This is a genomic window from Methylobacillus caricis, from assembly GCF_020532705.1.
Taxonomy (GTDB): Bacteria; Pseudomonadota; Gammaproteobacteria; order Burkholderiales; family Methylophilaceae; genus Methylobacillus; species Methylobacillus caricis.
The window spans coordinates 435,447-461,203 of record NZ_JAJAVD010000004.1 but is presented as its reverse complement, the minus strand read 5'-3'; the positions used below and the strand labels follow the sequence as shown (position 1 = coordinate 461,203).

The window sequence follows — 25,757 nt, the reverse complement described above, 5'->3', positions numbered from 1 at the left end:
CAGATCATGGCAATTACACAACCAGCAGTGACCGAGCAACGTAACGGACCAAGTGCCAAGCAGAACCACGTGACCAACGTCACGCGCGTCAATGCAGATGCAGATGGCATCATCCGCCTGACGGAAAGCCATGGCGCACTGAAGTCAGTGGATGTGGCCGACGTTGATCTGGTGCTGGGTTTTGCCGACGGTACTTTTATCATCATCCCCAATGGTGCTTTAGATGCACTCGAGCCTGATGCTCCTAAAGTGCAGTTTGGGGACAGCTTCAATACAAACCTCACTGATCTCTTCAAGCAGGTGGGCACCGTCGACGCTGCGGATGCCGGCAATCTGCGCATCATCAGTGAAAATATCGACACCCGCCTTACCGAGCTGCAACCGGACGAAATTGATTACAGCTCCCTGTTCATGGCGATGAACAATAATACAGCTGCGCCGACAGCCCCAGCCGCGCCATTGCCTCAAGCGCCTACCTTGCCTGTGTCTTCGCAAGTGCAGCGCGGCAGCATTAACGGTCGCGGTAACAACAGCGGTGAGATGATGGACGCGATTATTCCGCCGAGGGTGGAGTCGCCGCCAGTCTACCGATTGGGCAATAGGGTCGAACAAGGTGAGTCTGCTCTGCCCCCTCTAAACCCCGAATACAATGGTTTACCTGTGCTGAGTGGGAGACTGTTTGTGAACTCAGAATTCAAAACTGGGGCAAGTTTAGCAGGCGTCAATGGAACCGAGAGCAACCCTATAGGCTCCCGCCCTGACCTGACTGGCCTTGACCAAGACCAGCAAAAAACGGCTCTAGACAATGCAGCTACTCCTGCTAATCAAGCAATTCGGCAAACTATTCAAGGCGGAGCAGGCGATGATGTCATTGACCTGAACGGCAACTTTGCTACAGAAACACAATGGAATAAAACTTTCTTTCTGAATACCAATGGCATCGATAATGTTGATGAAATCACGATTACATTAACCGGGGATAAGCCTGCTGGATTCGATCTGTTGCTTAATGGGCAATCACTAGCTTCGGGGACAGATACATGGACTATCCCAGCTTCTGCCTTGCAAGGTGCTAGTGGCTGGGATATCGAGATTGTGTACGACTTAACTCCAGATGGCACACCAGTTGATATAAAGGACTTTGTACTACGTGCTGAAGTGTTAGGCGACATTCAATCCGTTGGACTCAAGTTTTCAGAAAACTTTTACTTCCGCTATAAGGATGCTACCAGTCCAGACGACTTCAACGTGAGCGTGGATGGAAAATCCTGGCTGGTATTGCCCGCCAACGGCATTGGCTATGACATAGAGACAGGCAATGGCAACAACCTCGTCAATGCCGGAGCAGGCAACGACAAGATTACAGGTGGCGCCGGGAATGACACCATCAATGGCGGTGCCGGCAATGACACCATCGACAGCGGTGGCGGTGACAATATCCTGAATGGCGGTTCGGGCAACGACCGAATCATCAGCCGCGATGGTAGCAATACGATTGATGGCGGAACCGGCACCGACACGGTGGAATATGCAACCAGCCACTCCGTTTATGTTGACCTGCGCAATGAAGAGACCCGCGATTTAACCAATAACAATCTAAAAGACACACTTGCTAACATAGAAAATATTATTGGTTCAGGAGGAGACGATCTGCTGATCGGTGATCAAAATGCAAATCGCATCGAAGGCGGCGCAGGCAACGATACGATTGAGGGCATTGCCAATACAGGCACTGTTGGAGACACGCTGATTGGTGGTACTGGAACAAATACCATCAGCTACGAACATGCAACAACCACTGGTACAGTCACTGTTAACCTAGCTACAGGAAAAGGCCAAGTAGGCTCATCTCAAGAAGATACATTGAGTCAGTTCACTCACATTATCGGATCAAAAGCTGCTTCAAACACCTTAACAGGCAATAATGGCAACAACGAAATTACAGGTGGAGACCTGGCCGACAAACTAAATGGTGGATCGGGTAACGATACATTGATTGGCGGAGGCGGTAATGACACCCTGATTGGTGGCAACGGAAATAACAAATTGTATGGTGGCGATATATCAGGTGCTCTGACCACAGAAAAAAATACTGCCAGTTATGAAACCATGAGTAATACCCAGCATGTATATGCTTATCTCAAGGACGACGGCACAGGATGGGGGTATGTAAACTCAGGGGCTAACACCCCTGATGAAAAAGCCATCATCACAAACACTGGAAATGTTGCGATTGATGAATACATGAATGGCATCCAAAACCTCACCGGCGGTAAGGGAAACGATCTATTAGCTGGCAACTCAAAGAGCAACCATATTATTGGCGGCGATGGGAGCGATACTCTAATTGGCGGCGGCGGTAACGATATACTGGATGGTGGCTCAGGCACCAATAACTGGGTTTCTTATGCCAATGTAGCTGGCACCGGGAACATTGGTACGATTGATTTATCTGCTGGTAAAGCAACGATTACAGGCGCTGATAACCCACTACACAATAGTGCTAGTGGTGATACGCTCCTGCATATTCAGAATGTCATTGGCACACAAGGAAATGATGTTATCTATGGCAGTACCGAGAACAATACAATTCGTGGCGATGCAGGCAATGATACGATCATCGTCACCGGCACTGGACAAGGCGGTAACGACATCGTTTATGGCGGGAATGGCAATGACATCATTACAGCCTCGGTAGATGAAATACAAGGCGGGGGTAGTACTTATTCAAATCGCTTCACTCTAATAGATGGTGGTCAAGAGGCTGGCAGTAAGGATACCTTAATCCTAAAAGGACTCACTACCGATCCATTCAACTTCTCAACCTTTAGAACAGGCTCTGGAGATGGAAGAGCAGAAGTCACCAATATTGATGTGATTAATGTACGTGAAGACACTCCTATCTCGACAGCCTTCTCAATTGATGCATTATCTATAGAGAAAATTACTGGTGGAACTAACGAGTTAACGATCAAAGCGAATATTAGCGACTCGATATTCATTGTAGGAAATCTGATCGGCACACCATCCACCAGCTCTAATAATGGCGAAACTACAACAACATACACATTAAGTTACACCGATTCTGCAAACCAAGCACAAACAGCAACTGTTCACTGGGTAGTTGCTTAATTTGGAAAACAGTACGCAAAAATCTTCTGTTGCTTTCTCCAGCCTGAAAAGCTTATTAAGTCGACATTGGCTTGAAGTCGGACTCTCCAGCCTATTGATCAACAGCGGCCAGATCCTGCTGCCGCTGTTCTCCATGCTGGTGTACGACAAGATTGTCAGCAATGGCGTATTCGAGACGTTATGGGCGCTGGTGATCGGCATGCTGATCTTCATCGCCTTGGACGTGGGCATGCGCGTGACCCGCAATTGGACAGTGGAGCGGGTGGCAGCGGACATGGCGCGCAAGACGGATGAGGGGCTATGGCACAAGCTGCTCGCGGACCGCGACATGCCGTCGGGCGGCGTCGCTACTTTTCTGGCGCATTACCGCGACCTGACCAATGCGCTCAATTTTGTTTCCTCCACCTATTTACTCGCCATAGCTGATTTGCCGTTTTACCTGCTTTATATGCTGGTGATCGGTTTTATCGCCTGGCCCGTGATGATTCTGGTCGGGGTGTTGACCCTGCTTTATGCTGGAATAGGTTATCTGCTTCAGCTACAGACGCTCAGGCTTAATCGCGAGACAGAACATAAATCCACGCAGCGCATGGCATATATCGGCGAAGTGCTGCAAGGCATGGAGATTGTGCGCACGGTGCCGGGCGTGACGGGATTATTGCAAGGTTGGCGTACGCAGTCTGAAACAGTAAGTGAGTTGGAGTCTGCACGCCGCCTTTCAGCCAGCCACAGCAACACATTGTCTGCCGGCATGATGACATTCACCACGGTATCTGTACTGGCATTGGGCGCATACCTGATTGAGGCGCGAACATTGTCGGTGGGTGGGTTGATTGCCTGCTCACTGCTTGCCGCCCGCGCCATGATGTTGGTGACATCCTTGTACCTCGTGCTGGGGAAATGGGAAGACTTTACCCGCTCTGCCAAGCGCATGGATGCTCTGCTAGAAAGCGGCAAACAGGCACAAGGTGTAAGTGATGAGGTGGAGCAATCGGCACCGCATGCCTCATTTGCGGTCAGCAAGCCGCAAGCCAAGGGGGATATTACCTTGCTGCGCCTGACCAAGCGATATCCAGATCGTCCTGCTGCCCTTGAAAATGTCACCTTGAATATAGTGGCGGGTGAGAAAATCGGCCTGTTGGGTCGCCCTGGCGCTGGCAAGACTACACTCCTGAAAGCCATTGCCGGCTTGAGTATTATGGATGAAGGTGAAGTGTTGATTGATGGCTACGAGTTGCATGCTATTTCACCTGCAGACCGGGCAAAATGGATGGCCTACAAACCGCAAGACCCGGTGCTGTTTGCGGGTACGCTGGAAGCCAATCTGCTTCTGGCCGGCGTGAAACCGCAAAGCGAACGCATGGAACAGGCGCTGTGGGCATCTGGACTTGATGAAGAGTTGCGTCAGGGAAGGTTGACCTTGACCATGGCGATTGCTGATCGGGGAAGTAATCTTTCAGGTGGGCAACGGCAGAAAGTGGCATTGGCACGTGCTTTTGCCCAGCAGAGTTCCATTCTTTTACTGGATGAGCCCAGCCTGGGGCTGGATCCAGAAGGTGAGCAGTCACTTGCCATACGTTTACCGCAGCTGGTGGGTAAGGGAAACCTCATCATGATTAGTCACAGTGCGGCCATGATGTCCGCAGTGCAGCGTATTGTGGCGATGGATGGTGGAAAGATTGTGGCAGATGGCCCTAAGGAAAAACTATTGCGTTCAGCTTAGTGAAACATAGAATTAAAAAAACCAGCAATCGCTGGTTTTTTATTGGACTCTACTTCTGCATCGCTCTCTGGATTTTCTGGTCTGTCTTGTATTCACTCAATGCGTATACAGACCAGATTGCTGCTGGAATCCAGCCGATCACTGTAATTTGCAGGATAAGGCAAATGATGCCGGCAATTGGGCGGCCTATGGTGAAAAACTGCAACCAGGGCAGGAAAATAGCAAGTATCAAGCGCATTTCAATCTCCTCTTCATCTATATCTTATTGAACGCCAGTTTAGCCCAGAATCTTTTCCAGGGCGAATAACTGCTCTATCGTTTCGCGCTGGCGGATCAGGTGTACTTTGTCGCCATCCACCATGACTTCTGCAGCTCTTGGGCGGGTGTTGTAATTGGAACTCATGCTCATGCCATAGGCGCCGGCCGAGAGAATGGCAAGCAGGTCACCTTGCTTCAGTGCAAATTTGCGGTCATGACCGAGGAAGTCGCCGCTTTCACAGACCGGGCCGACAATCTCGTACACCGTATCGGCATCTTCTGTGGCAGGAGTCACTGCTGCAATCTCATGATATGCATCGTAGAGCGCCGGACGCATGAGGTCGTTCATGGCCGCATCCACAATGGCAAAATTCTTGGATTCCGTATGCTTGAGATACTCGACCTTGGTGAGTAATGCGCCAGCATTTCCAACCAAGGCACGGCCAGGTTCAAACACTAGCTTGACTTGACGGTCACCCAGTTTTTTCAGCATTGCTTGGGCATAGGCGGAAAATTCAGGAGGAGTTTCATCTGCATAGCAGATGCCGATGCCACCACCGACATCAATGTGCTGTATATGGATGCCGGCTGTTTCAAGCTGATCAACCAGCGCCAACACGCGATCAAATGCATCCAGGAATGGGGAAAGCTCGGTCAGCTGGGAGCCGATGTGGCAATCAACACCATGTATTGCAATGTTGGGTAATCCTGATGCACGTTGATATAAGCTGAACGCATCTTCATATGCCACGCCGAACTTGTTGTTCTTGAGGCCAGTGGAAATATAAGGATGGGTCTTTGCATCCACGTTGGGGTTCACGCGCAAGGAAATTGGCGCTGTCTTGCCCAAACGGCCAGCAACGGCATTCAATCGCTCAAGTTCACTGGCTGATTCGACGTTAAAACAATAGATGCCGGCTTTCAGGGCTGCCTCCATCTCGACCTCAGTTTTACCAACACCGGAGAAAACCACCTTGGCTGGGTCGCCGCCTGCTGCAAGCACACGGGCGAGTTCACCGCCAGAAACAATATCAAAGCCTGCACCCAGGCGGGCAAACAGGTTGAGTACTGCCAGGCTTGGGTTCGATTTCACTGCGAAGCATACAAGGTGGTCTGTGTCAGAGAACCCTGCCTGGAAACGCGTGAATGCAGATTCCAGAGCTTGCCTGGAATACACATAACAGGGCGTACCAAACTCTGCTGCAATATTGGTGAATGGGACATTTTCGGTGTGAAGTGTGCCGTTTTTGAGGCTGAATGAAGTCAAGGTCTGGCTCAGGAAGTTATTTTTGCGGAGTGCTGTTTTGCGGGTACTCTTTCTCGGGGATATATAAATCTCCTTTTGTACCGCATGCAACAAGCATTAAGCTAGCAATCAATATGAACAGGATTGTGCGCATTATGTAATTAATTCAAAGATTTTATTTTAGCATAAAGGCGGGAGTCCTCTGAAATAGACCGCTTATCTGCACCGTATTGCCGAATATCGGCTGAGAGTGGATATCGTGCTATTTTTTGAGGATGATATATGAGTGCAAAAGGGGAAAGATATGCAATCCAGCAATAAGGGATTTACGTTGATCGAGCTCATGATTGTGGTGGCTATCATCGCAATCCTTGCATCCATTGCAGTGCCTTCCTATTCAAAATATGTGGCGCGTGCCAAGGTTGCAGAGGCAATCTCACAATTGTCGGATATCAGAAACCGCATGGAGCGCAGCTATCAGGACCGGCGTCTCTATGACTGTAGCCAGGTGGCAATGCCAGCCAGCCCTGCTGTGCGGTATTTCACCTATGCATGCAGCAATCCCAATGGTAACCAGACTTTCCTTATTACTGCGACAGGCGTGGCTACCGAAGGAGTGAGTGGATATAGCTTCACCATCAATCAGGACAATGCACGCCGCACCACAGGGTTTCCTGACTCAACGGTGCCTGCAAATTGCTGGATTACAAAACCTGGTGGTAGTTGTTAATGACAGAGTTCTCCCAAAAAGGATTTACGCTGGTAGAGCTGGTGATCACGATGACGATCGTGGCTATTCTGCTGGCCGTTGCCGTTCCTAGTTTTCGCAGCATGCTGGTCAATTTCCAGATCCGGTCCGCAGCAGAGGGCTTGAATAGTGGATTGCAACTTGCCCGGGCAGAAGCTATACGCCGTAATGCCAATGTGATTTTTACATTAGGGGTTGGGCCATCTTGGTCGATTGGTTGCCAGGTGGTGGTAGCCGACAGCGACTCGGATGGTGTTGATGATTGCCCCGAGGTGATACAGGAAAAACCTTCGGTTGAAGGGGCGGCAGCTGTGACGATAGAGGTTTTGCCCGCTGCGGCCAACAAAGTGACGTTCAATGGTTTGGGACGTGTCACTTTCAATAACGATGGTAGCAATGTATTGCGGCAAGTGGATATTGATTCAGCCGGTATCGATGCTGCTGACACTCGAAACATGCGTATCCTGATCCGGGGCGGCAGTGTGCATTTTTGCGACCCTAACGTGACAACAGTCGGAGACCCTAGGGTATGTGCGTAAAGGCAGAAACGCCAGTCAAGTCACCATTCATATTGCCAAAACAGCAAGGCTCTATCCTGCTTGAAGGATTGATCGCAATCCTGATTTTCTCCATGGGTATCCTTGCCATTGTTGGTTTGCAGGCTTCCGCCATGAAAACAGTATCGGATTCCCAATATCGACTTGAGGCAAGTTACCTTGCCAACCGCCTGGTGGCGAATATCTGGACGGCAGGACCTTCCGGAATTGCCAATTACGGCTTGCCTGGGGGGAGCTCATCTGACTTGGCCTTGTGGCTGGCCGATGTGAAAACTCGCCTGCCGGGGGCTGAAAACAAGGCGCCTACAGTGATAATCGATGGTGATGCCACAGCCGGATTCACAGCGACCGTGACTGTATTCTGGCAAAGCCCGGCAGAAACAGAGCCGCATAGTTATACCACTATTGCGTATATCAATAGCAATCCTACGCCTTGAGTACAGATATGAAGAGACACGATAAGGGTTTTAGCTTGGTTGAAGTCATGGTCGGGATGACTATAGGCCTGCTTGGCCTGTTGGTGATCGCACAGGTCTTGTCGATTACCCAGAGTAGCAACCGGACCACCAGCACAGGCGGTGATGCGCAACAAAACGGTGCGTTGGCCTTATTGGCAATTGAGCGCGACATTCGTCAATCCGGGTATGGCATGAATGTGTCGCAGAATCTGGGCTGTCAGGTGGTGGGTATTGATAGCACTACGGGACGGGATGTTCGTTTTCTGTTCACCCCTGCAGTCATTACACAAGGACTGGATACTGCCCCTGATGTGATCCAGCTGACCTACAGCAATGCCAGTATGGTCACCAGCCCATCTGCATTGATGCAGACCATGGCAAGCGCCGATGCGGATTATGTCGTTTCCAACCGATTTGGTTTTACCGTGAATGATGTCCTTGTCGTTGCGGCACCCGGCCAGGAATGTGACTTGACACAGATTACTGCGACCCCTGGCACTCCTTATCAAAATAATATTACCCATGCTGCCACAGCACGTTATCGCGGTAGCCAGATATATAGCAGTGGTGCACAAATCTACAACATGGGACGGAATCCGGTCAGCAACCGTTATTCGATTGTGGATGGCGGGCTCCAGGTGCTCTCCGAGATTACGGGTGAGACGGAGTTGATTGCAGATGGCATCGTCGATTTGCAGGCCGATTATGGATTGAACCTGGATGGCGATACGGAAAACACCGTGGACGAGTATCGCGCATCGCCAGACCTGGATGGCAATGGTGTAATCAGTTGGGATGAATGGGAGAAAGTCATCGCCATTCGTGTTGGGCTAGTGAGCCGCAGTAGCAAGAAGGAAACAGATAACGTCACCACTGACTTACCCACATGGGTGGGCGGCCCATTCAGCAATGTGGCCAATCTGGCAGATTGGCAGCAATACCGTTACCGGGTGTTTGAAACCACAGTGGTAATACGCAACATCCTATGGAAGCCTCCCACATGAAGACATCTATGCGAACACACCATGCCCTGTCACGCCAGCGTGGGGTTGTGCTCATGGTGGCGTTGGTTGTATTGATTGCCATGACGCTTGCGGGCTTGGCCTTGTGGCGTGCCGTAGATTCCGGCAACGTGATCGCCGGCAATCTCGCTTTCAAGCAATCCGCGACTATGTCTGCAGACCGGGGCCTGCAGGCAGCATTGGTATGGCTTGATAACAACCGCAATGCACTGCATAACAATAACCTCCCCCACGGTTATATCGCCAACACCCTCATAACAGAGCCGGACTGGTATAGCAATGCTATCTGGAACAATGCGGTGGATGTAGGTACCGATGCTGCCAGTAATCGTGTGCAATATCTTATTCATCGCTTGTGTACTACTACTGGTGCTTATAATGGAGAAGACGGGGCAGGGCAGGTAAATAATTGTTCAACTTCTTTGTCGAAAAGCCCTGCTACCAATGCCAATGCCGGTAATGGGATTGGAGTTGATTCTCCTGCGTATAGTACTACTCCATCTGTATATTACCGGATTACGGTTCGGGTACTTGGGCCACGAAATACAACTAGTATCGTTCAGGCAACCGTTATGGTGCCGGTTTGATTTATGGGAATAATAGCCCTCTTGGGGATGACAATAATGAAACGGAAAATAACGATCAGATTAAGTATGTTGTTGACCTGTTGGATGTTGGCAAATAGCTGGTTAGCTCATGCGGCAGTAACAGATATTTCGAGTAATCCTCTTTCCACGGCGTCTGGTACGGTTATTCGTCCTAACGTTATGTTTGTACTCGATGATTCAGGTAGTATGAACTTTAATTTTATGCCTGATCATGTAGGCTATACGCAGACTGGTAATAAATGTCGTTCTGGAAGTACAGGACGTACAACTATTTCCTGTGCCGGTACATCGCAGACTGGGTATCAAAAGCCAACTGCAGGTGGCGATCCTCCCGTCTATAGTCCTCATTTCAACGCTATCTATTACAATCCAGCTATTAGTTACTCGCCACCTACAAATCCTTGTGATGTGTCGCAATCACTGCCAACGATGAACGGTACAAATACAAATGGTTGGGCTGCGGTCAGAGTACAAGGGCATACGTTAAATAACAGTTGTGTACAGAATTCATCCATAGCCAATATTCTCTCTGAATACCCGGAACTTGCCTATTGCCGTAATACCTCAGATTGCATGCGCAATGGCATAAATCAGCGAACAACAACAACTAATAGTGCCTTTGACAATCGCGATGGCGATTATGACTGGCCTTATGGTAACTATACTACTCGACGTACAATTAACAGTAACCCACATTACTTTCTAATCACTCCTCGAGAATACTGTACGGATAGCACACTAAGTATTTGCGTGCTTGCTACTAGTGCTAGTACTACTCATCCAGTACCTGCATATGTGAGGTATTGCGCCTCAGCCGATGATGTCGACAGAGTGGATGTTGTTAGTGGAACTTCCGGTGGTAGCAATAAATGTCAGGCTAAATTGGATGCGAACCATCTTCGGGCCCGCTATGGCAATTTTGTGCGTGTAGACATTACTTCTGGAAATACTTATACAAAGTATCCAGATAGAATTGATTGCTTAGGAAACACTTGTAGTTATGCAGAAGAAATGACCAATTTTGCTAATTGGTATGCCTATTACAGAACACGTCTGTTTACTATGAAAACTGCTGCTGGTCTGGCATTTTCCACAATAGATAATACCTATCGTGTAGGTTTTCTTACTATTAACCCAGGTTCACCGGTATCAACTAATAAGTACCTGAAGATTGATGAGTTTGAGCCTGCCCATAAAACAAACTGGTATAAAAAATTCTATTCGACAGATGCGTCTGGCGGCACTCCTCTACGGCAGGCATTGTCCCGCGTTGGCAGGCATTATGCTGGTGTGATTAACGGCATTAATTCTGGTATGAGTGACGATCCCGTACAATTTGCTTGTCAACAAAATTTCACTATCTTGACGACGGATGGTTATTGGAATGGTGCTGCTGGAGTAACCATTGGCAATGGTAGTATCGGAAATCAGGATAATGTAGATGGCGGTTATTCGAAGCGTAGCGATGGGGCATATGATGGTGCGATCAGTGGAGCAAGCGATACTTTGGCAGATGTTGCCATGTATTACTACAAAACAGATCTACGGGATATGGAAAATAAAGTACCGACTACCAGTAAGGATAAAAATACCGCTCAGCACATGAATACTTTCACACTGGGTCTTGGCCTAGATGGTGAACTGGATTATCGCTCTGATTATGAAATTGTTAATGAAGGACATTTTGCCGAGATCAAACAAGGATTGCGTAATTGGCCCAAGCCAGATGCAGATTCGCCTACAGCGTTGGATGATTTATGGCACGCTGCAGTGAATGGGCGAGGCCTATACTTCAGTGCTAAGCAACCAAATGAGCTTATTTCAGGTTTGCGTCGCGCGCTGGCTGGAGTTTCTGATCGCACAGGATCGTCTTCTGCCGCTACCACTAGCACTCCCAATATCACTCAAACTGATAATAAAGTATTTAGTGCAACTTACCGTAGTTTATATTGGGATGGAGAATTACTATCGCAAGTGATTAATCCGGTTGATGGAACCATTAGTGAAACCGCAGAATGGGGTGCTCAGGCCAAACTTAATGCTTTGGCGGGAGCCTCTTCTGATAGTCGGAGGATTTATAAAATCAAGAGCAATGCCCCATTGCTAGAAAATTTTTCTTGGGAAAGCATGACGTCCGAGCAAAAGGTTTATTTCAGCAATAAATGTGACGTACTTTCACAATGCAATGGTTTCAATGAAAGCACCAAAGTCATTGCGAACTCCGGTCAGAATATGGTGAATTATTTGCGAGGGCAATCAGGAAATAGTGGGGAGTCTGTGCAAACAGACAAAGCTTATCGACTACGCAACAATGTTTTAGGAGATCTGGTTTCCTCAACACCCGCTTATGTCAAGCAGCCTAATTACAATTATGCCGATAATGTGGCACGTAATTACCAATCATTCAAGAATGAGCAAGCTGGTCGCCATGGTATGGTATATGTTGGCGGAAATGATGGAATGCTGCATGCATTTAATGCAGAAACTGGTACGGAAAGCTGGGCTTACGTGCCTCATTCTATAATGCCTAATATGTACAAGTTGGCAGATAAAAACTATGGCGAAAGTCACCAGTATTTTGTTGATGGTTCGCCTCAAGTTAGGGATTTCTATGACACTACAAGCAATACTTGGCGGACTATTCTTGTCGGGGGATTTAATTCTGGCGGCCGCGGATACTACGCTCTAGATGTGACGAATGAGGATAATCCCAAGGCATTGTGGGAGTTTTGCCATAGTAGTGCGCATTGCCAATTGTGGGATGAAGATTTGGGCTATACCTATGGTAATCCAGTGATTGCCAAAATGCCCGCAGGTAGTGCCTATGCTGGGCGATGGGTAGTTATGCTTACCTCCGGCTATAACAATATTTCACCTGGTAATGGACAGGGTTATCTTTATATTGTCGATGCACTGACTGGAGCGTTGCTACAAAAAGTAGGGACGGGTGTAGGAACATCTACAACTCCAAGTGGATTTACCAAGTTAGCAAGCAGTGTTGGTATTAACGGAAATGCTGATGTAGATGCGACCGTAGTTGCATTGTATGGCGGGGATCTGGAGGGTAACTTATGGAAATTGGATTTGCAAACTAATGCCGTTACGATTTCAAGGATGGCAACACTGTTGGATACCGCAGGCATTGGGCAGCCAATCACTACTAGGCCTATCGTCGGTAAGGTTCCCTCTGTTACTGACCCTGTTGTGTTTGTTGGTACAGGCCGATATCTCGGTTTAAGCGATGTCGGCAATAATCAGCGACAGTCGATATATGCTATACGAGATAATGGCACAAGTTACAATGGCCGCTCTTTGACACAGAGAGTGATTACTCAGGGGGATAATACATCTTCAATCTCTGGAGATAATTTAGATTGGGCCAATGGGGGATGGTATGTAGATCTGCCAGGTAACCGTGAGCGCGTTAATATTGATCCACAGCTAAGTAGGGGAACATTGGTTGTGGCAAGCAACAGCCCAGAGATCAATAACGAGGGATCTGCTGCCGATGGTTGTTCGCTTGGAGGTACTGCAAGATTATATCAATTCGATTACCGGACTGGTCTCATGATTCCAGGGTCCACCACTTTTGGGGTTACGCTCCCGATTGGCTCTGTTGTAGGTTTGACTATTATGAGCTTGCCGAATGGTAAATTAATCGGAACAATGAGTGGTCCCGATGGTGAAAAACCTCAAGTCCCAATTGATACAGTAGCATCTGACCAAGCTTCCAGGCGAACAGGCTGGCGTGAGCTGACTAAGTAAGCTGGTAATTAAGGAGTTTAAAAAGCCAGGGGTATCCCTGGCTTTTTTATTGCCGCAATCTGCCCTCTAGTTTATCCAACAATATTGCCGCAGGGTTGCAGTCTGTCTGTGCCGCAATCTCCACCATACCCGTTGGGCTGGTCACGTTGATCTCCGTCAGGTGGTCGCCAATCACATCAAGGCCTACCAGGAATAGGCCTTTTTGCTTTAACACTTTCCCTACGGTATTGGCAATGTGCCAATCACGCTCACTTAGTGGTTGCGCGACGCCTTTGCCGCCTGCGGCCAGGTTGCCACGCGTTTCGCCATTTTGGGGAATGCGGGCCAGTGCGTAGGGGAGTGGCTCTCCATCGATGACGATGATGCGCTTGTCTCCCGCTGAAATCTGCGGCAGGTAGCGTTGTGCCATGATGGTCTGTTGACCATGCTGGGTAATGGTTTCCAGGATGACGCCAAGGTTGGGATCGCCATTTTTTAGCCTGAATACACTGCTGCCGCCCATGCCGTCTAGTGGCTTGACTACGATATCTCCGTGCTCGATGAGAAATTCGCGGATCAGTTCCTGCTGGCTGGTGACCAGGAAGTCAGGCACGAATTGCGGGAAGTTGAGTACCGCCAGTTTTTCATTCCAGTCGCGTATGGCAGTGGGGTTGTTGAAGACGCGGGCACCTTGATTGACTGCCTGTTCCAGCAGGTAGGTGCTGTAGAGGTATTCATTGTCAAAAGGTGGGTCCTTGCGCATCAGGATGGCATCGAACTCTTCTGGGGCAGCTTCAGTCGTTGCTCCCAATCTGTACCATGTATTGCCTGCATCGAAATGGAATGTTTGAGCCCTGATGCGTAGCTTGTCATGGCGGAGTAGCAAATCATGTTGCATGGCGATAAACAATTCATGGCCACGGTTCTCTGCTTCGCGCATGATGGCAAGGCTGGTGTCCTTGTATGGCTTCAGGCTTTCCAGTGGATCGAGAATAAATGCAATGCGCATGCTTAGTTTTCCGGGTCGCTTTCCTGCAATTCTATAGCGGCTGCCAGCAGGGCAAGCCGGGCAACTACGCCATAGGCGTAAAAGCGGTTAGGGACGGCATCAGGAGCTCCGGCACAATCGGGGGTGGAGCAAGGTGTTTCAAAGGCCAGTGGTTCAAAATGCATGCCCGGGGCATTGAGGTTTTCATCCGCGCCGCGAGAGGTATGTACGCGGTAGAAGCCGCCCACCACAAAGTGATCCATCATATAAATCACCGGTTCGGCAACGGCATCATTGAGGTGTTCAAAGGTGTATACCCCTTCCTGAATAATGACTTCGCTCACTTGCAAGCCTTCCTTGACCACAGACATTTTGTTGCGTTGCTTGCGGTTGAGGTCGCGGACATCATCGGGAGATTTCACCGTCATGATGCCCATGCCGTAGGTGCCTGCATCGGCTTTGACAATGACAAACGGTTCTTGGGTTACACCATATTCAGCATATTTCAGACGTATTTTCCCGAGTAGTTCTTCCACCTTTGCCGCCAGGCATTCTTCTCCGGTACGAGCATGGAAATCTATTTCGCCGCAAGTTTCAAAATATGGATTAAGTAGCCATTCGTCGATATCAATCAACTGTGCAAATTCTTTCACTACCCGGTTATAGGCGGCAAAGTGCTGTGATTTGCGCCTGGTCGCCCATCCTGCATGCAAAGGTGGAATGATCGACTGTTCCAGATTCTGCAGGATATCCGGAATGCCGCTAGACAGGTCGTTATTCAGCAATACAGCGCAACTGTCAAAGTCATCCAGTACAAGGCGGTTGCCCTTGCGCTTGACCGGTTCGAGGAGAATGGTGTTGCCATCATGGGTTTCCAGGAAGGTGGGCGCTGTAATTTCAGGTGAAATGCTGCCTATGCGTACTTCAAGGCCTGCTTGGCGCAGTATGTGGGTCAATGCATAGATATTGCGCAAATAGAAAGTATTGCGTGTGTGGTTTTCCGGGATGACCAGAAGCCTGCGAGCTTCAGGACAGATTTTCTCGACAGCGATCATGGCCGCTTGTATACAAAGGGGCAGAAAATCCGGGTTCAGGTTATTGAATCCACCAGGAAAGAGGTTGGTATCGACTGGAGCCAACTTGAAACCGGCATTGCGCAGGTCTACAGACGCATAGAACGGCGCGCTGTTTTCCAGCCATTGGGTACGGAACCAATGTTCAATGCGCGGCATACTTTCCAGTAGACGCTTTTCCAGGGTGAGTAGGGGACCGTTTAAAGCAGTAGTCAGGTGGGGAACCATAAAGGATTTATTAGCCTGTCATTTTCTAGAATGACGCTGATTTTAGCCTAGATGCATGTAAAGGGCTAAAAAAAGAGGGCGCTTAATGCGCCCTAGAGGAGGAGGAGATAATGCATAAAACTAGGCAGTAAGATGTTCCGAGTCTTGCGACGTAAAGATCAAATTACGCTTGCTTAATAACTAGCAATTGCCGTGCCAGTTTTTGACCCTGAATATTTGGGTATCTTGGGGCAGGAACACAATAAAACGTCATGGAATGGTGCAACTCTGCTCTGATTTAGTGCGCGTTGTTATAGCGCAACTGCATAAAAAAACGGGCGCCTAGGCGCCCGTTTCGCATTGCAATACTGCTAACTAGGGATTAATAGTGGTAAGCACGTTCACCGTGTTCGGAAGTATCGAGGCCTTCGCGCTCAGATTCTTCACTGGCACGCAGGCCAATCACTATATCGACAATCTTGAACAGGATGTAGCTGCCAATACCGCCCCAGATAATAGTGACGCCAACAGCCACGGCTTGTGCATACAGCTGGCTACCCATGGTGACGCCTTCTTCATAACCTACACCACCGAAATCTGCACTCATCAGGATGCCAGTGCCGAGAGCGCCGATCAAGCCTGCAACACCGTGGATGCCGAAAACATCCAGGGAGTCATCATAGCCAAGCTTGATCTTGAGGCTGGTAACTGCCCAGAAGGCGATGACGCTAGCCACGAAGCCAAGGACGATTGCACCAACAGGGCCGAGGAAACCACAAGCCGGTGTAATGGCGACCAGGCCTGCAATAGCACCGGAAACCGCACCCAGCAAGGAAGGTTTGCCCTTGAACAGCCATTCAGCGAACAACCAACCCAATACGGCAGCAGCGGTAGCTGCTTGTGTATTGATCATGGCGAGGCCGGCAATACCGTCAGCAGCCAGTTCACTGCCCACGTTGAAACCGAACCAGCCGACCCATAGTAAGGATGCACCGACCATGGTCAATGTAATGCTATGGGGAGGCATGGCTTCCTTGCCGTAGCCTATACGTTTGCCAATCACAAGGGCCCCTACCAATGCAGCTATACCTGCGTTCAAGTGAACAACGGTGCCACCAGCAAAGTCAGCTGCGCCAAGTTCACCCAGGAAGCCACCACCCCATACCATGTGGGCGATAGGGATATAGATGAATGTGACCCATAACGCCAGGAAGGCCAATACTGCAGGGAATTTCATGCGCTCCGCAAAACCACCCACAATCAGCGCTGGTGTGATCGCTGCAAAGGTGAGCTGGAATGTGACGAATACATATTCAGGAATAGTGCCGCCATCCAGCAGAGTGTCAGGCGTAATGCCTGACAGCAGTGATTTGCTGAAGCCGCCAATATAGGCATTGAGGCTGCCACCATCAGTGAATGCGAGACTATAGCCATATACCACCCAGATAATGGACATCAGCGCTGTGGCCACAAATACCTGGGTAAGAACGGAAACCATATTCTTGGTGCGGACCAGGCCGCCGTAGAATAAAGCGAGGCCAGGAATAATCATGGCAAGCACCAGCACCGTAGCTACGATCATCCAGGCAGTATCGCCGGCGCTCAACGTCAATGCAGCTTCTGAAGCTGGTTCGGTGGCAGCTGGTGCCGCTTCTTCGGCAGCGGCAGGAGCCACTTCAGTAGTGACGGTTTCGTCAACTACAACGGTTGTTTCTTCAGCCAGTGCCAGGCCGGAAAAGCCCAATGCGCTGACCAATGCAATCATGGAGAGAATTTTTTTCATGACATACCCCTTAAAGCGCATCAGCGCCGGTCTCGCCGGTACGGATACGATAGACCTGCTCAAGATTGAAGACAAAAATCTTGCCATCGCCAATTTTGCCAGTAGTTGCAGATTTTTCAATTACTTCAACTACCTGGTCGAGCAGTTCGTCCTTGATGGCGACTTCCAGTTTTACCTTGGGTAGGAAATCGACAACGTATTCGGCACCACGGTACAGTTCCGTGTGGCCTTTCTGGCGTCCAAACCCCTTGACTTCTGTAACGGTGATGCCTTGTACGCCAATGGCGGAAAGAGCTTCCCGTACCTCGTCAAGCTTGAACGGCTTGATGATAGCGGATACGAATTTCATAGTGGCCTCCTCATGTTTTAAATACATAAGGCAAGGCATGCGCCTTGCCCCTGTTTAAACCAGACTTATTAGAAAGTCTTTTGTACGAAGACGGTCCAGTTTTCCTTGCCGGAGAACACTGGGCCGTAAGTGAAAGCGCCACGGTCAGCATCGGTGTCGGTATAATAACCACCAACAACTATGCCGTTATCCCAAGCCTTGCTCAAGCCCAGTTTCCAGTCAGTATAGTCAAAATAGCTAGGACCATTACCGAATTCTTGGCGGCCTACGTGAGCGATTGCGCTATAGCCGCTGTCGCCAAATGGGATGTCCAGTGTCAGGTCGACATAACTCGCACCACGGCCTTCAAAACCAAAGGCAGATTTGCTTGGAGACCAGGAGTACTTGGCGGAAACCCACTTGTAGGAAATACCACCGTAGATTTCGGTCGTATCGGCGTTATAGGTGCCGCTTACGGAATTGCGGCGGCCTGGATAGATGTACTGGTTTACGCCGACGTCGTAGGTAATGCCGGTTTCGCCGATTTCAGCGGTGTAGCCTGCATAGATATCCCACTCCATGCTGGAGCTGTTATAAGCACGGCCATCATCTACTTCTGTATCTGCCAGCCAGCTGATGCTGGAAGCCCAGGTGCCAACATAGAAACCGCTGGAGTGGGAATAGTCCACACCGCCTTGGACCGCTGGACGGTCACCGGATTGGCTGGTGCCGCGGAAAATGTAGTTGCTGGTAAGGCCAATGTTATATGTCACAGTATGTGGCGAGGTTGGCTCAGCAGCTGGAGCAGCTTCTTCGGCCATGACAGCGGCAGGTGCTGCAAAAGTGCCAATGATGGCAGCAAGTAGAAGCGAATTACGCATGATTTACCCTTTCAAGGATTTTAAAGTTAAACGACAACGAGAATTCTGCATGGGTTAATAAGCAACACCTGTGCCATAAAAACAACATCCTTTTAAAACAAATGTTTAGTGGGTATTTTTTGATGTTTTTAGTGTTAATTCATTGGTATTCACCTGATAACTATTGATAAGTGGTTGAGTTGATTGTTTTAAATGGGATTTTTTCCAGTAAAAAACCTGATAAACTTCGTTTGTTTTTCTACGGAAATTAAAAATGGATTCAGTTTTTTTTGATGATTTATCTAAAAAAATCAGGGATATATATTCATCTGTGCCAGCAGGGGGCATAGAGCGTAATTTAAATGCACTGTTGCAGGGCGCATTCACCAAACTGGAGCTTGTTTCACGCGAAGAGTTTGATGTGCAAACTGAGGTCTTGCGCCGCACACGTGAAAAACTTCAGCAACTGGAAAAACAAGTAGCTGAGTTAGAGGCTGGCTTGGGATCACGTTCCTGAGATGTCCCTGGCCGTTTTGCATAGCCGCGCCTTGGTCGGCATGGATGCTCCCGAGGTGGTGGTAGAGGTCCATTTGGCAAATGGCTTGCCCAGTTTCACCATTGTCGGTTTGCCCGAGGCGGAGGTTAAGGAAAGCAAGGACAGGGTCCGCGCTGCCTTGCAGACAGCCAGGTTTGATTTTCCTGCGCGGCGTATTACCGTTAACCTGGCGCCGGCTGACCTGCCTAAGGAAAGTGGCCGGTATGACCTGCCGATTGCCCTGGGTATCCTGGCTGCTTCAGGCCAGATCCCGGCGAATCAGCTTGATCAATATGAGGTTGCAGGCGAGTTGGCATTGACTGGCGAACTCAGGGCGGTAAGGGGTGCGTTGGCAATGACGCACAAAGCCACCAGGAATGGCCGGGCCTTTATCCTGCCCCAGGATAGTGCATCCGAAGCATCGCTGGTGGGTGATGCCAAGGTATTGCCAGCACAAAGTCTTTTGCAGGTTTGCGCTCATCTTTCCGGCCATGAGTTGCTTGTGCCTCAACAGGCAAGCGAGCTGGCAACGGTAGCGGATTACCCGGATTTTGATGAAGTCAAAGGCCAGTTGCAAGCCAAGCGGGCGCTTGAGATTGCAGCCGCGGGGGGACATAGCCTTCTGATGTCGGGCCCGCCCGGGACTGGCAAGTCCATGCTGGCGGCACGCTTCCCTGGCATATTGCCGACGATGACGGAGGAAGAGGCGCTTGAGTCTGCAGCCATTCAATCACTTAATGGCGCATTCCGGCAGGATGCCTGGCGGAAACGGCCGTATCGTGCGCCCCATCATACGGCCTCTGGCGTGGCATTGGTGGGTGGCGGCGGGGTTCCCAGGCCCGGCGAGATATCACTTGCTCACCATGGGGTGTTGTTCCTTGACGAATTGCCTGAATTTGATCGCAAAGTTCTGGAAGTATTGAGGGAGCCTCTGGAGTCTGGGCATATCACTATCTCACGCGCTGCGCGGCAGGCTGACTTTCCCGCGCGTTTTCAGTTGATTGCGGCAATGAATCCTTGTCCCTGCGGATATCTGGGCCATTTCAATGGTAAATGCCGTTGTACACCGGATCAGGTGGCGCGCTACAAGGCCAAAATATCCGGTCCGTTATTGGACCGGATTGACATGAATATAGAGGTGCCGGCCTTATCTGAAGATGAGTTGGTCAATTCTGCTGCCGGTGAGCACAGTGAAGCCATCAGGCAGCGGGTGGAGGCAGCAAGAGACATCCAACTCAAGCGCCAGGGCAAAGCCAACTTCCTGCTTGGCAGCAAGGAAGTGGATCTGTTCTGCCAGCCTGATGCTGCTGGCCTCGTATTATTGAAGCAGGCGATCAGTCGCTTGAATTTGTCCGCGCGTGCATATCAGCGCATCCTCAAAGTGGCACGTTCTATTGCTGATCTGGCGGGTGCAGAGCAGATTGCCCCTGTGCATATTGCCGAGGCGGTGCAATACCGCAGGTTTGAAGCCTGATATGCCACACGCCTTGAACAGCTGGCGTGAGGAAAAGCGGGCGGCACATCTTTATCGTGAGATAGCGACTATCGAGAAGGATGCGGTTATCCGCAAGATGTTCCTGGCACTTGCGCAGGAGGCTGCAAACCAGGCAGATATCTGGGAAGGCAAGTTGACCCGGGATGGGCATGCTGTTCCCGTTTATGTCCCGGACTTGCGGACGCACTTGCTGGTATGTCTGTTGCGGTTTTTTGGAATGCTGCCTATGCGGCATATACTCGCCGCCAGCAAAGTGCGGGGGCTGTCTGTCTATTCCAGCAAACGGACAGTGGCTGGGCACCCAATGCCAACCAGCCTGGAGGAAATAGGCGCGCGGCATCGCACCATAGGGAATAGTGGCGGTTTGCGCGCAGCCGTGTTTGGGGTCAATGATGGCCTGGTGTCCATCGCCTGCCTGGTATTGGGCGTGGCTGGTGCAGCAGCCAATGTGCAAGTGATTTTGCTCACGGGGATCGCCGGATTGCTGGCCGGAGCTTTTTCCATGGCAGCCGGGGAATATATTTCCATGCGTTCGCAACGGGAGATGTTTGAGTACCAGATCGGGCTGGAGCGCGAGGAACTGGCACAATATCCCGAGCAGGAAGCTGCCGAGCTGGCCTTGATCTATCAAGCACGCGGCCTGGATAAAGAGGAGGCGCAGGCACTGGCACAACGCATGATCGCTGATCCGGAGTTGGGCCTGGATACCCTGACGCGTGAGGAGCTGGGCCTGAACCCGGATGAGTTGGGTTCTCCGTGGCTTGCCGCAATGTCATCATTTACTGCGTTTTTGCTGGGCGGCGCTATTCCATTGCTGCCCTGGTTGCTGGCGATGCAGTCCCGTGCACTGGAAACCGCTGTTGCATTGACGGCGATGGCATTACTGCTCATTGGAGCGGTACTGGCACTGTTTAGCGGGCGCAGCATGGTGTATGGCGGCGTACGCATGCTGTTGATAGGTGCAACAGCAGGCTGCCTGACATACTGGATAGGCAGTTTGCTCGGCGCCAACCTGGCCTAGCAGAACGTTTCCAATTCAACCCCGATTTTTTTTGAGGTGTTTTTCTCAGAAATACAGAGGTTTAGTTGCGCCAATGAGTGTCCTCCCTTGCAGAGGTGTTTTATAATCACGCCCTGACATTTTCGGTCTGGTCACTAACCTGGCCGCCAGTTTTTAAGGTTCTGCATGAAACAAAACATGATTTCCCCAACTGAATTGCTGCTCCGGGACATATTGTCGCGCCGTATCATGGTGCTGGACGGTGCGATGGGAACCATGATCCAGCAATACAAGCTGACAGAGGAAGATTATCGTGGCGGCCCGAATGGCCGCTTTGCCGATTTTGCGGCACCTGCGGGTGAACGTGAACTATTCGTCAAGGGTAATAACGAGCTGCTCACCATGACGCAGCCGCATATTATCCAGGAAATCCATGAAAGATATCTGGCGGCAGGTGCCGATATCATAGAAACCAACACGTTTGGTGCGACCAGTGTGGCCCAGGACGACTATTTCATGTCGCACCTGGCCTATGAAATGAACTTGGAAGCGGCCAAGCTGGCGCGAGCAGCCTGTGATAAATATTCCACGCCAGACAAACCGCGCTTCGTTGCCGGCGCACTTGGCCCCACGCCCAAGACCGCTTCCATTTCGCCCGATGTGAATGACCCTGCAGCACGGAATGTCACGTTTGACCAACTGGTGGAATCCTACTTGGAGCAGACCCGGGGACTGGTGGCAGGCGGTGCCGATATCCTCATGGTTGAGACCATCTTCGATACGCTCAACTGCAAGGCTGCCTTGTTTGCCATAGAAACCTATTTTGAGGAAACCGGCAAACGCTGGCCCATCATGATCTCCGGCACGGTGACCGACGCATCCGGCCGTATTCTGTCCGGCCAGACCGTACCCGCGTTCTGGAATTCAGTACGCCATGCCCGTCCGTTGACTATCGGCCTCAATTGCGCGCTGGGCGCTGCCCTCATGCGGCCTTATGCCGAAGAACTGAGCAAGGTTGCGGATACCTTTGTCTGCATCTATCCCAATGCGGGCTTGCCCAATCCGATGTCGGATACCGGCTTTGACGAAGAGCCTGCCGATACCTCAGCCCTGCTCAAGGAGTTTGCCGAGAGTGGCTTTGTCAATATCGCTGGGGGATGCTGTGGCACTACGCCGCCGCATATCCAGGCGATTGCGGAAGTCGTCAGGGATATTGCTCCCAGGCAAGTGCCACGGATTCCGGTTGCCACCAGGCTGGCCGGCCTGGAGCCATTCACCATTGATGAAGGCTCGCTCTATGTGAATGTGGGCGAGCGGACCAATGTGACAGGTTCCAAGGCATTTGCGCGCATGATCCTCAACGAGCAATACGAAGAAGCCCTCATCGTGGCGCGCCAGCAGGTGGAAAACGGCGCCCAGGTTATCGATATCAATATGGATGAAGGCATGCTGGATGCCATTCATGCCATGACGCACTTCCTTAACCTGGTGGCCTCGGAGCCGGATATTGCCCGCGTGCCCATCATGATCGACTCTTCCAAATGGTCGGTGATCGAGGCTGGCCTCAAGTGTGTGCAGGGCAAGTCAATTGTCAATTCGATCTCCATGAAGGAGGGCGAAGAGGAATTCCTGCGCCAGGCGGTTCTGTGCCGCCGCTATGGCGCTGCAGTGATCGTCATGGCATTTGACGAGGTTGGCCAGGCAGATACCTTTGAGCGCAAGATCGACATCTGCAAGCGGGCATATGATCTGCTGGTGGAAAAGGTCGGCTTCCCGCCTGAAGACATTATCTTCGACCCGAATATTTTTGCGGTGGCGACCGGGATCGAAGAGCACAACAATTATGCTGTCGACTTTATCAATGCCACACGCTGGATCAAGGAAAACCTGCCATACGCCCGTATTTCCGGCGGGGTGTCCAATGTCAGCTTCAGCTTTCGCGGCAATGAGGCTGCGCGCGAGGCTATCCACACCGTGTTTCTTTACCATGCGATCAAGGCAGGTATGACCATGGGGATCGTCAACGCAGGCATGATAGGGGTTTATGACGACCTTGGTCCTGAATTGCGCGAGCGGGTGGAGGATGTTGTGCTCAACCGCCGCGAAGATGCCACCGAACGCATGATCGAGTTTGCCGCCACGCTGGCCGCTGGCGGCAAAAAGCAGGAAGTGACGCTGGATTGGCGCGGTACCGAGGAAAATCCGGTCAGCGTGGAAAAACGGCTGGCACATGCCATGGTGCACGGAATTACCGAGTTCATCGTCGAGGATACCGAAGAAGCACGGCAGAAAGTCATGAATGATGGCGGACGTCCTATTCACGTGATCGAGGGGCCATTGATGGACGGCATGAACGTGGTAGGCGACTTGTTCGGCCAGGGCAAGATGTTCCTGCCGCAGGTGGTGAAGTCTGCCCGTGTGATGAAGCAGGCAGTGGCTCACCTGGTGCCGTTCATCGAGGAAGAAAAGCGCATCGAGGAAGAGCGTACCGGCATCGTCGCCAAACCCAAGGGCAAGATGGTGATCGCTACCGTCAAGGGCGATGTGCACGACATCGGCAAGAATATCGTCTCCGTGGTGTTGCAGTGCAACAACTTCGAAGTGGTGAACATGGGCGTGATGGTGCCCTGTGCCGAAATCCTGGAACAGGCCAAAGCCACGGGGGCGGATATTATCGGTTTGTCAGGCTTGATTACGCCCTCGTTGGAGGAAATGGCATACGTGGCGCGTGAAATGCAGCGCGACCCGTACTTTCACGGTCTTAAAATGCCATTGCTGATCGGCGGAGCCACTACTTCACGAGCGCATACCGCGGTGAAAATAGCGCCGCACTATGATGGCCCGGTGATCTACGTGCCAGATGCATCACGCTCGGTATCCGTGATGCAGTCCCTGCTGACGCCTGAGCAGCGTGATAATTATATTGCCGATATTGAGCTGGATTATGAGCGCGTGCGCACCCAGCATGCGAACAAGAAGGGCACGCCCATGCTCAGCATAGCGGATGCGCGGGCCAACAAGGCCAGGCTGGAATTCACCGGGGAATATGCGCCGGTCAAGCCCAAGTTCATCGGCAGGCGTGTGTTCAAGAATATCGACCTAGCAACTATTGCCCAATATATCGACTGGGGCCCTTTCTTTCAGACCTGGGATCTTGCCGGGCCTTATCCTGCCATTCTCAAGGATGAAATCGTCGGCGATGCGGCCACCAAGCTGTTTGCCGAAGGCCAGGCCATGTTGAAAAAAATCATAGAAGGGCGCTGGCTGACGGCAAGCGGCGTAGTGGCCCTGCTGCCCGCCAATAGTGTCAATGACGACGACATCGAAATATATACCGATGACAGCCGTACCGAGATAGCCTTTACTTACTATGGCATGCGGCAGCAGACGCAGAAGCCCGTAGTGAATGGCGAGCAACGCCCCAACCAGTGCCTGGCCGACTTCATTGCGCCCAAGGATTCGGGGGTAGCGGACTATATCGGCATGTTTGCCGTTACTGGCGGGCTGGGCATAGAAAAATATGAAAAGCGCTTTGAAGATGCGCATGATGATTACAGCAGCATCATGCTGAAATCGCTCGCAGACCGCTTGGCTGAAGGGTTTGCCGAGTATCTGCACGAACGTGTGCGCAAGGATTTATGGGGCTTTGCCGCTGATGAAGCCTTGAGCAACGAAGAGCTGATTAAGGAAAAATACCGCGGCATCCGTCCGGCGCCTGGCTATCCGGCCTGCCCCGACCATACGGTCAAGCCGGATATGTTCAATGTCATGAAATGCGAGGAAGTGGGCATTACGCTGACTGATTCGTTTGCCATGATGCCGGGGGCTGCCGTTTCCGGATTCTATTTTGCCCATCCTGAATCCAGGTATTTCAGCGTGGACAAGATCGGAGAGGATCAATTGCTGGATATGGCAATGCGAAGAGGATTGCCCAAAGAGTATCTGGAACGCTGGCTGGCACCCAACCTGTCCTAGCAGGGCAGGCTGACTTT

Annotated in this window: 20 protein-coding genes; 12 read left to right on the top strand and 8 right to left on the bottom strand. The window is 50.8% G+C overall.

Annotation, left to right across the window (positions count from 1 at the left end; translation table 11 throughout):
• Nucleotides 1-6: 6 nt before the first annotated feature.
• Both LG200_RS12545 and LG200_RS12540 read left to right on the top strand, forming a co-directional pair.
• On the top strand, nucleotides 7-3,132 hold the full coding sequence (locus LG200_RS12545; RefSeq protein WP_226757967.1) for a beta strand repeat-containing protein: 3,126 nt from the start codon (nucleotides 7-9) through the stop codon (nucleotides 3,130-3,132).
• Between the two features lies 1 nt (nucleotide 3,133).
• Nucleotides 3,134-4,855 (top strand): peptidase domain-containing ABC transporter, encoded by a 1,722-nt coding sequence (locus LG200_RS12540; protein ID WP_226757966.1) that lies wholly within the window; start codon nucleotides 3,134-3,136, stop codon nucleotides 4,853-4,855.
• A 49-nt stretch (nucleotides 4,856-4,904) separates the two neighbouring features.
• Here the strand turns inward: LG200_RS12540 and LG200_RS12535 are convergent, their stop codons facing one another.
• Genes LG200_RS12535 through lptM form a run of 3 tightly spaced genes read right to left on the bottom strand, consistent with a single transcriptional unit; the run spans nucleotide 4,905 to nucleotide 6,513 of the window.
• Nucleotides 4,905-5,093, bottom strand: coding sequence for a YqaE/Pmp3 family membrane protein (locus LG200_RS12535; protein ID WP_226757965.1), 189 nt, complete (start codon nucleotides 5,091-5,093; stop codon nucleotides 4,905-4,907).
• A gap of 39 nt (nucleotides 5,094-5,132) precedes the next feature.
• Nucleotides 5,133-6,380 (bottom strand): diaminopimelate decarboxylase, encoded by a 1,248-nt coding sequence (gene lysA, locus LG200_RS12530; RefSeq protein WP_226757964.1) that lies wholly within the window; start codon nucleotides 6,378-6,380, stop codon nucleotides 5,133-5,135.
• 16 nt (nucleotides 6,381-6,396) lie between these two features.
• Nucleotides 6,397-6,513 carry an LPS translocon maturation chaperone LptM gene (lptM, locus tag LG200_RS12525; RefSeq protein WP_226757963.1) on the bottom strand — a complete coding sequence of 39 codons (117 nt, stop codon included), beginning with the start codon at nucleotides 6,511-6,513 and terminating at the stop codon, nucleotides 6,397-6,399.
• Nucleotides 6,514-6,663: 150 nt separating this feature from the next.
• Here lptM and LG200_RS12520 point away from each other — a divergent pair, with 150 nt between their 5' ends.
• The 6 genes from LG200_RS12520 to LG200_RS12495 are packed head-to-tail and all read left to right on the top strand — an operon-like array spanning nucleotide 6,664 to nucleotide 13,517.
• Nucleotides 6,664-7,089: a type IV pilin protein gene (locus tag LG200_RS12520; RefSeq protein WP_226757962.1), complete on the top strand. Its 426-nt coding sequence runs from the start codon at nucleotides 6,664-6,666 to the stop codon at nucleotides 7,087-7,089.
• Nucleotides 7,089-7,646, top strand: a complete 558-nt coding sequence (locus tag LG200_RS12515) for a GspH/FimT family pseudopilin (RefSeq protein WP_226757961.1) — start codon at nucleotides 7,089-7,091, stop codon at nucleotides 7,644-7,646. The genes LG200_RS12520 and LG200_RS12515 overlap by 1 nt, the downstream gene beginning before the upstream one ends.
• Nucleotides 7,637-8,101: a type IV pilus modification PilV family protein gene (locus LG200_RS12510; protein WP_226757960.1), complete on the top strand. Its 465-nt coding sequence runs from the start codon at nucleotides 7,637-7,639 to the stop codon at nucleotides 8,099-8,101. Before LG200_RS12515 ends, LG200_RS12510 begins: the two co-directional genes overlap by 10 nt.
• Nucleotides 8,102-8,109: 8 nt before the next feature.
• A complete protein-coding gene (locus LG200_RS12505) occupies nucleotides 8,110-9,126 on the top strand; it encodes a PilW family protein (protein ID WP_226757959.1) in 1,017 nt (338 codons plus the stop codon).
• Nucleotides 9,123-9,731, top strand: a complete 609-nt coding sequence (locus LG200_RS12500) for a pilus assembly PilX family protein (protein ID WP_226757958.1) — start codon at nucleotides 9,123-9,125, stop codon at nucleotides 9,729-9,731. Before LG200_RS12505 ends, LG200_RS12500 begins: the two co-directional genes overlap by 4 nt.
• 36 nt (nucleotides 9,732-9,767) lie before the next feature.
• Nucleotides 9,768-13,517, top strand: a complete 3,750-nt coding sequence (locus tag LG200_RS12495) for a pilus assembly protein (protein ID WP_226757957.1) — start codon at nucleotides 9,768-9,770, stop codon at nucleotides 13,515-13,517.
• A 46-nt stretch (nucleotides 13,518-13,563) separates the two neighbouring features.
• Here LG200_RS12495 and gshB read toward each other — a convergent pair whose 3' ends face one another.
• The 5 genes from gshB to LG200_RS12470 all read right to left on the bottom strand — a co-directional run bounded on the left by gshB (nucleotide 13,564) and on the right by LG200_RS12470 (nucleotide 18,756).
• A complete protein-coding gene (gshB, locus tag LG200_RS12490; RefSeq protein WP_226757956.1) occupies nucleotides 13,564-14,505 on the bottom strand; it encodes a glutathione synthase in 942 nt (313 codons plus the stop codon).
• 2 nt (nucleotides 14,506-14,507) lie between these two features.
• On the bottom strand, nucleotides 14,508-15,785 hold the full coding sequence (gshA, locus tag LG200_RS12485; protein WP_226757955.1) for a glutamate--cysteine ligase: 1,278 nt from the start codon (nucleotides 15,783-15,785) through the stop codon (nucleotides 14,508-14,510).
• A 361-nt stretch (nucleotides 15,786-16,146) separates the two neighbouring features.
• Nucleotides 16,147-17,547, bottom strand: a complete 1,401-nt coding sequence (locus LG200_RS12480) for an ammonium transporter (RefSeq protein ID WP_226757954.1) — start codon at nucleotides 17,545-17,547, stop codon at nucleotides 16,147-16,149.
• 10 nt (nucleotides 17,548-17,557) lie between these two features.
• Entirely contained in the window at nucleotides 17,558-17,896 is a 339-nt protein-coding gene (gene glnK, locus LG200_RS12475) for a P-II family nitrogen regulator (protein ID WP_025869913.1), read from the bottom strand.
• A gap of 68 nt (nucleotides 17,897-17,964) precedes the next feature.
• Complete coding sequence (locus LG200_RS12470) at nucleotides 17,965-18,756, bottom strand: TorF family putative porin (RefSeq protein WP_226757953.1); 792 nt, start codon at nucleotides 18,754-18,756, stop codon at nucleotides 17,965-17,967.
• Between the two features lie 253 nt (nucleotides 18,757-19,009).
• On the opposite strand from LG200_RS12470, the gene LG200_RS12465 reads away from it, so the two are divergent.
• The 4 genes from LG200_RS12465 to metH all read left to right on the top strand — a co-directional run bounded on the left by LG200_RS12465 (nucleotide 19,010) and on the right by metH (nucleotide 25,740).
• A complete protein-coding gene (locus LG200_RS12465) occupies nucleotides 19,010-19,252 on the top strand; it encodes an accessory factor UbiK family protein (RefSeq protein WP_226757952.1) in 243 nt (80 codons plus the stop codon).
• Between the two features lies 1 nt (nucleotide 19,253).
• Nucleotides 19,254-20,744: a YifB family Mg chelatase-like AAA ATPase gene (locus LG200_RS12460; RefSeq protein WP_226757951.1), complete on the top strand. Its 1,491-nt coding sequence runs from the start codon at nucleotides 19,254-19,256 to the stop codon at nucleotides 20,742-20,744.
• 1 nt (nucleotide 20,745) lies between these two features.
• On the top strand, nucleotides 20,746-21,786 hold the full coding sequence (locus LG200_RS12455; RefSeq protein WP_226757950.1) for a VIT1/CCC1 transporter family protein: 1,041 nt from the start codon (nucleotides 20,746-20,748) through the stop codon (nucleotides 21,784-21,786).
• A gap of 165 nt (nucleotides 21,787-21,951) precedes the next feature.
• Nucleotides 21,952-25,740, top strand: coding sequence for a methionine synthase (gene metH, locus LG200_RS12450; protein WP_226757949.1), 3,789 nt, complete (start codon nucleotides 21,952-21,954; stop codon nucleotides 25,738-25,740).
• The last annotated feature ends 17 nt before the right edge of the window (nucleotides 25,741-25,757 follow it).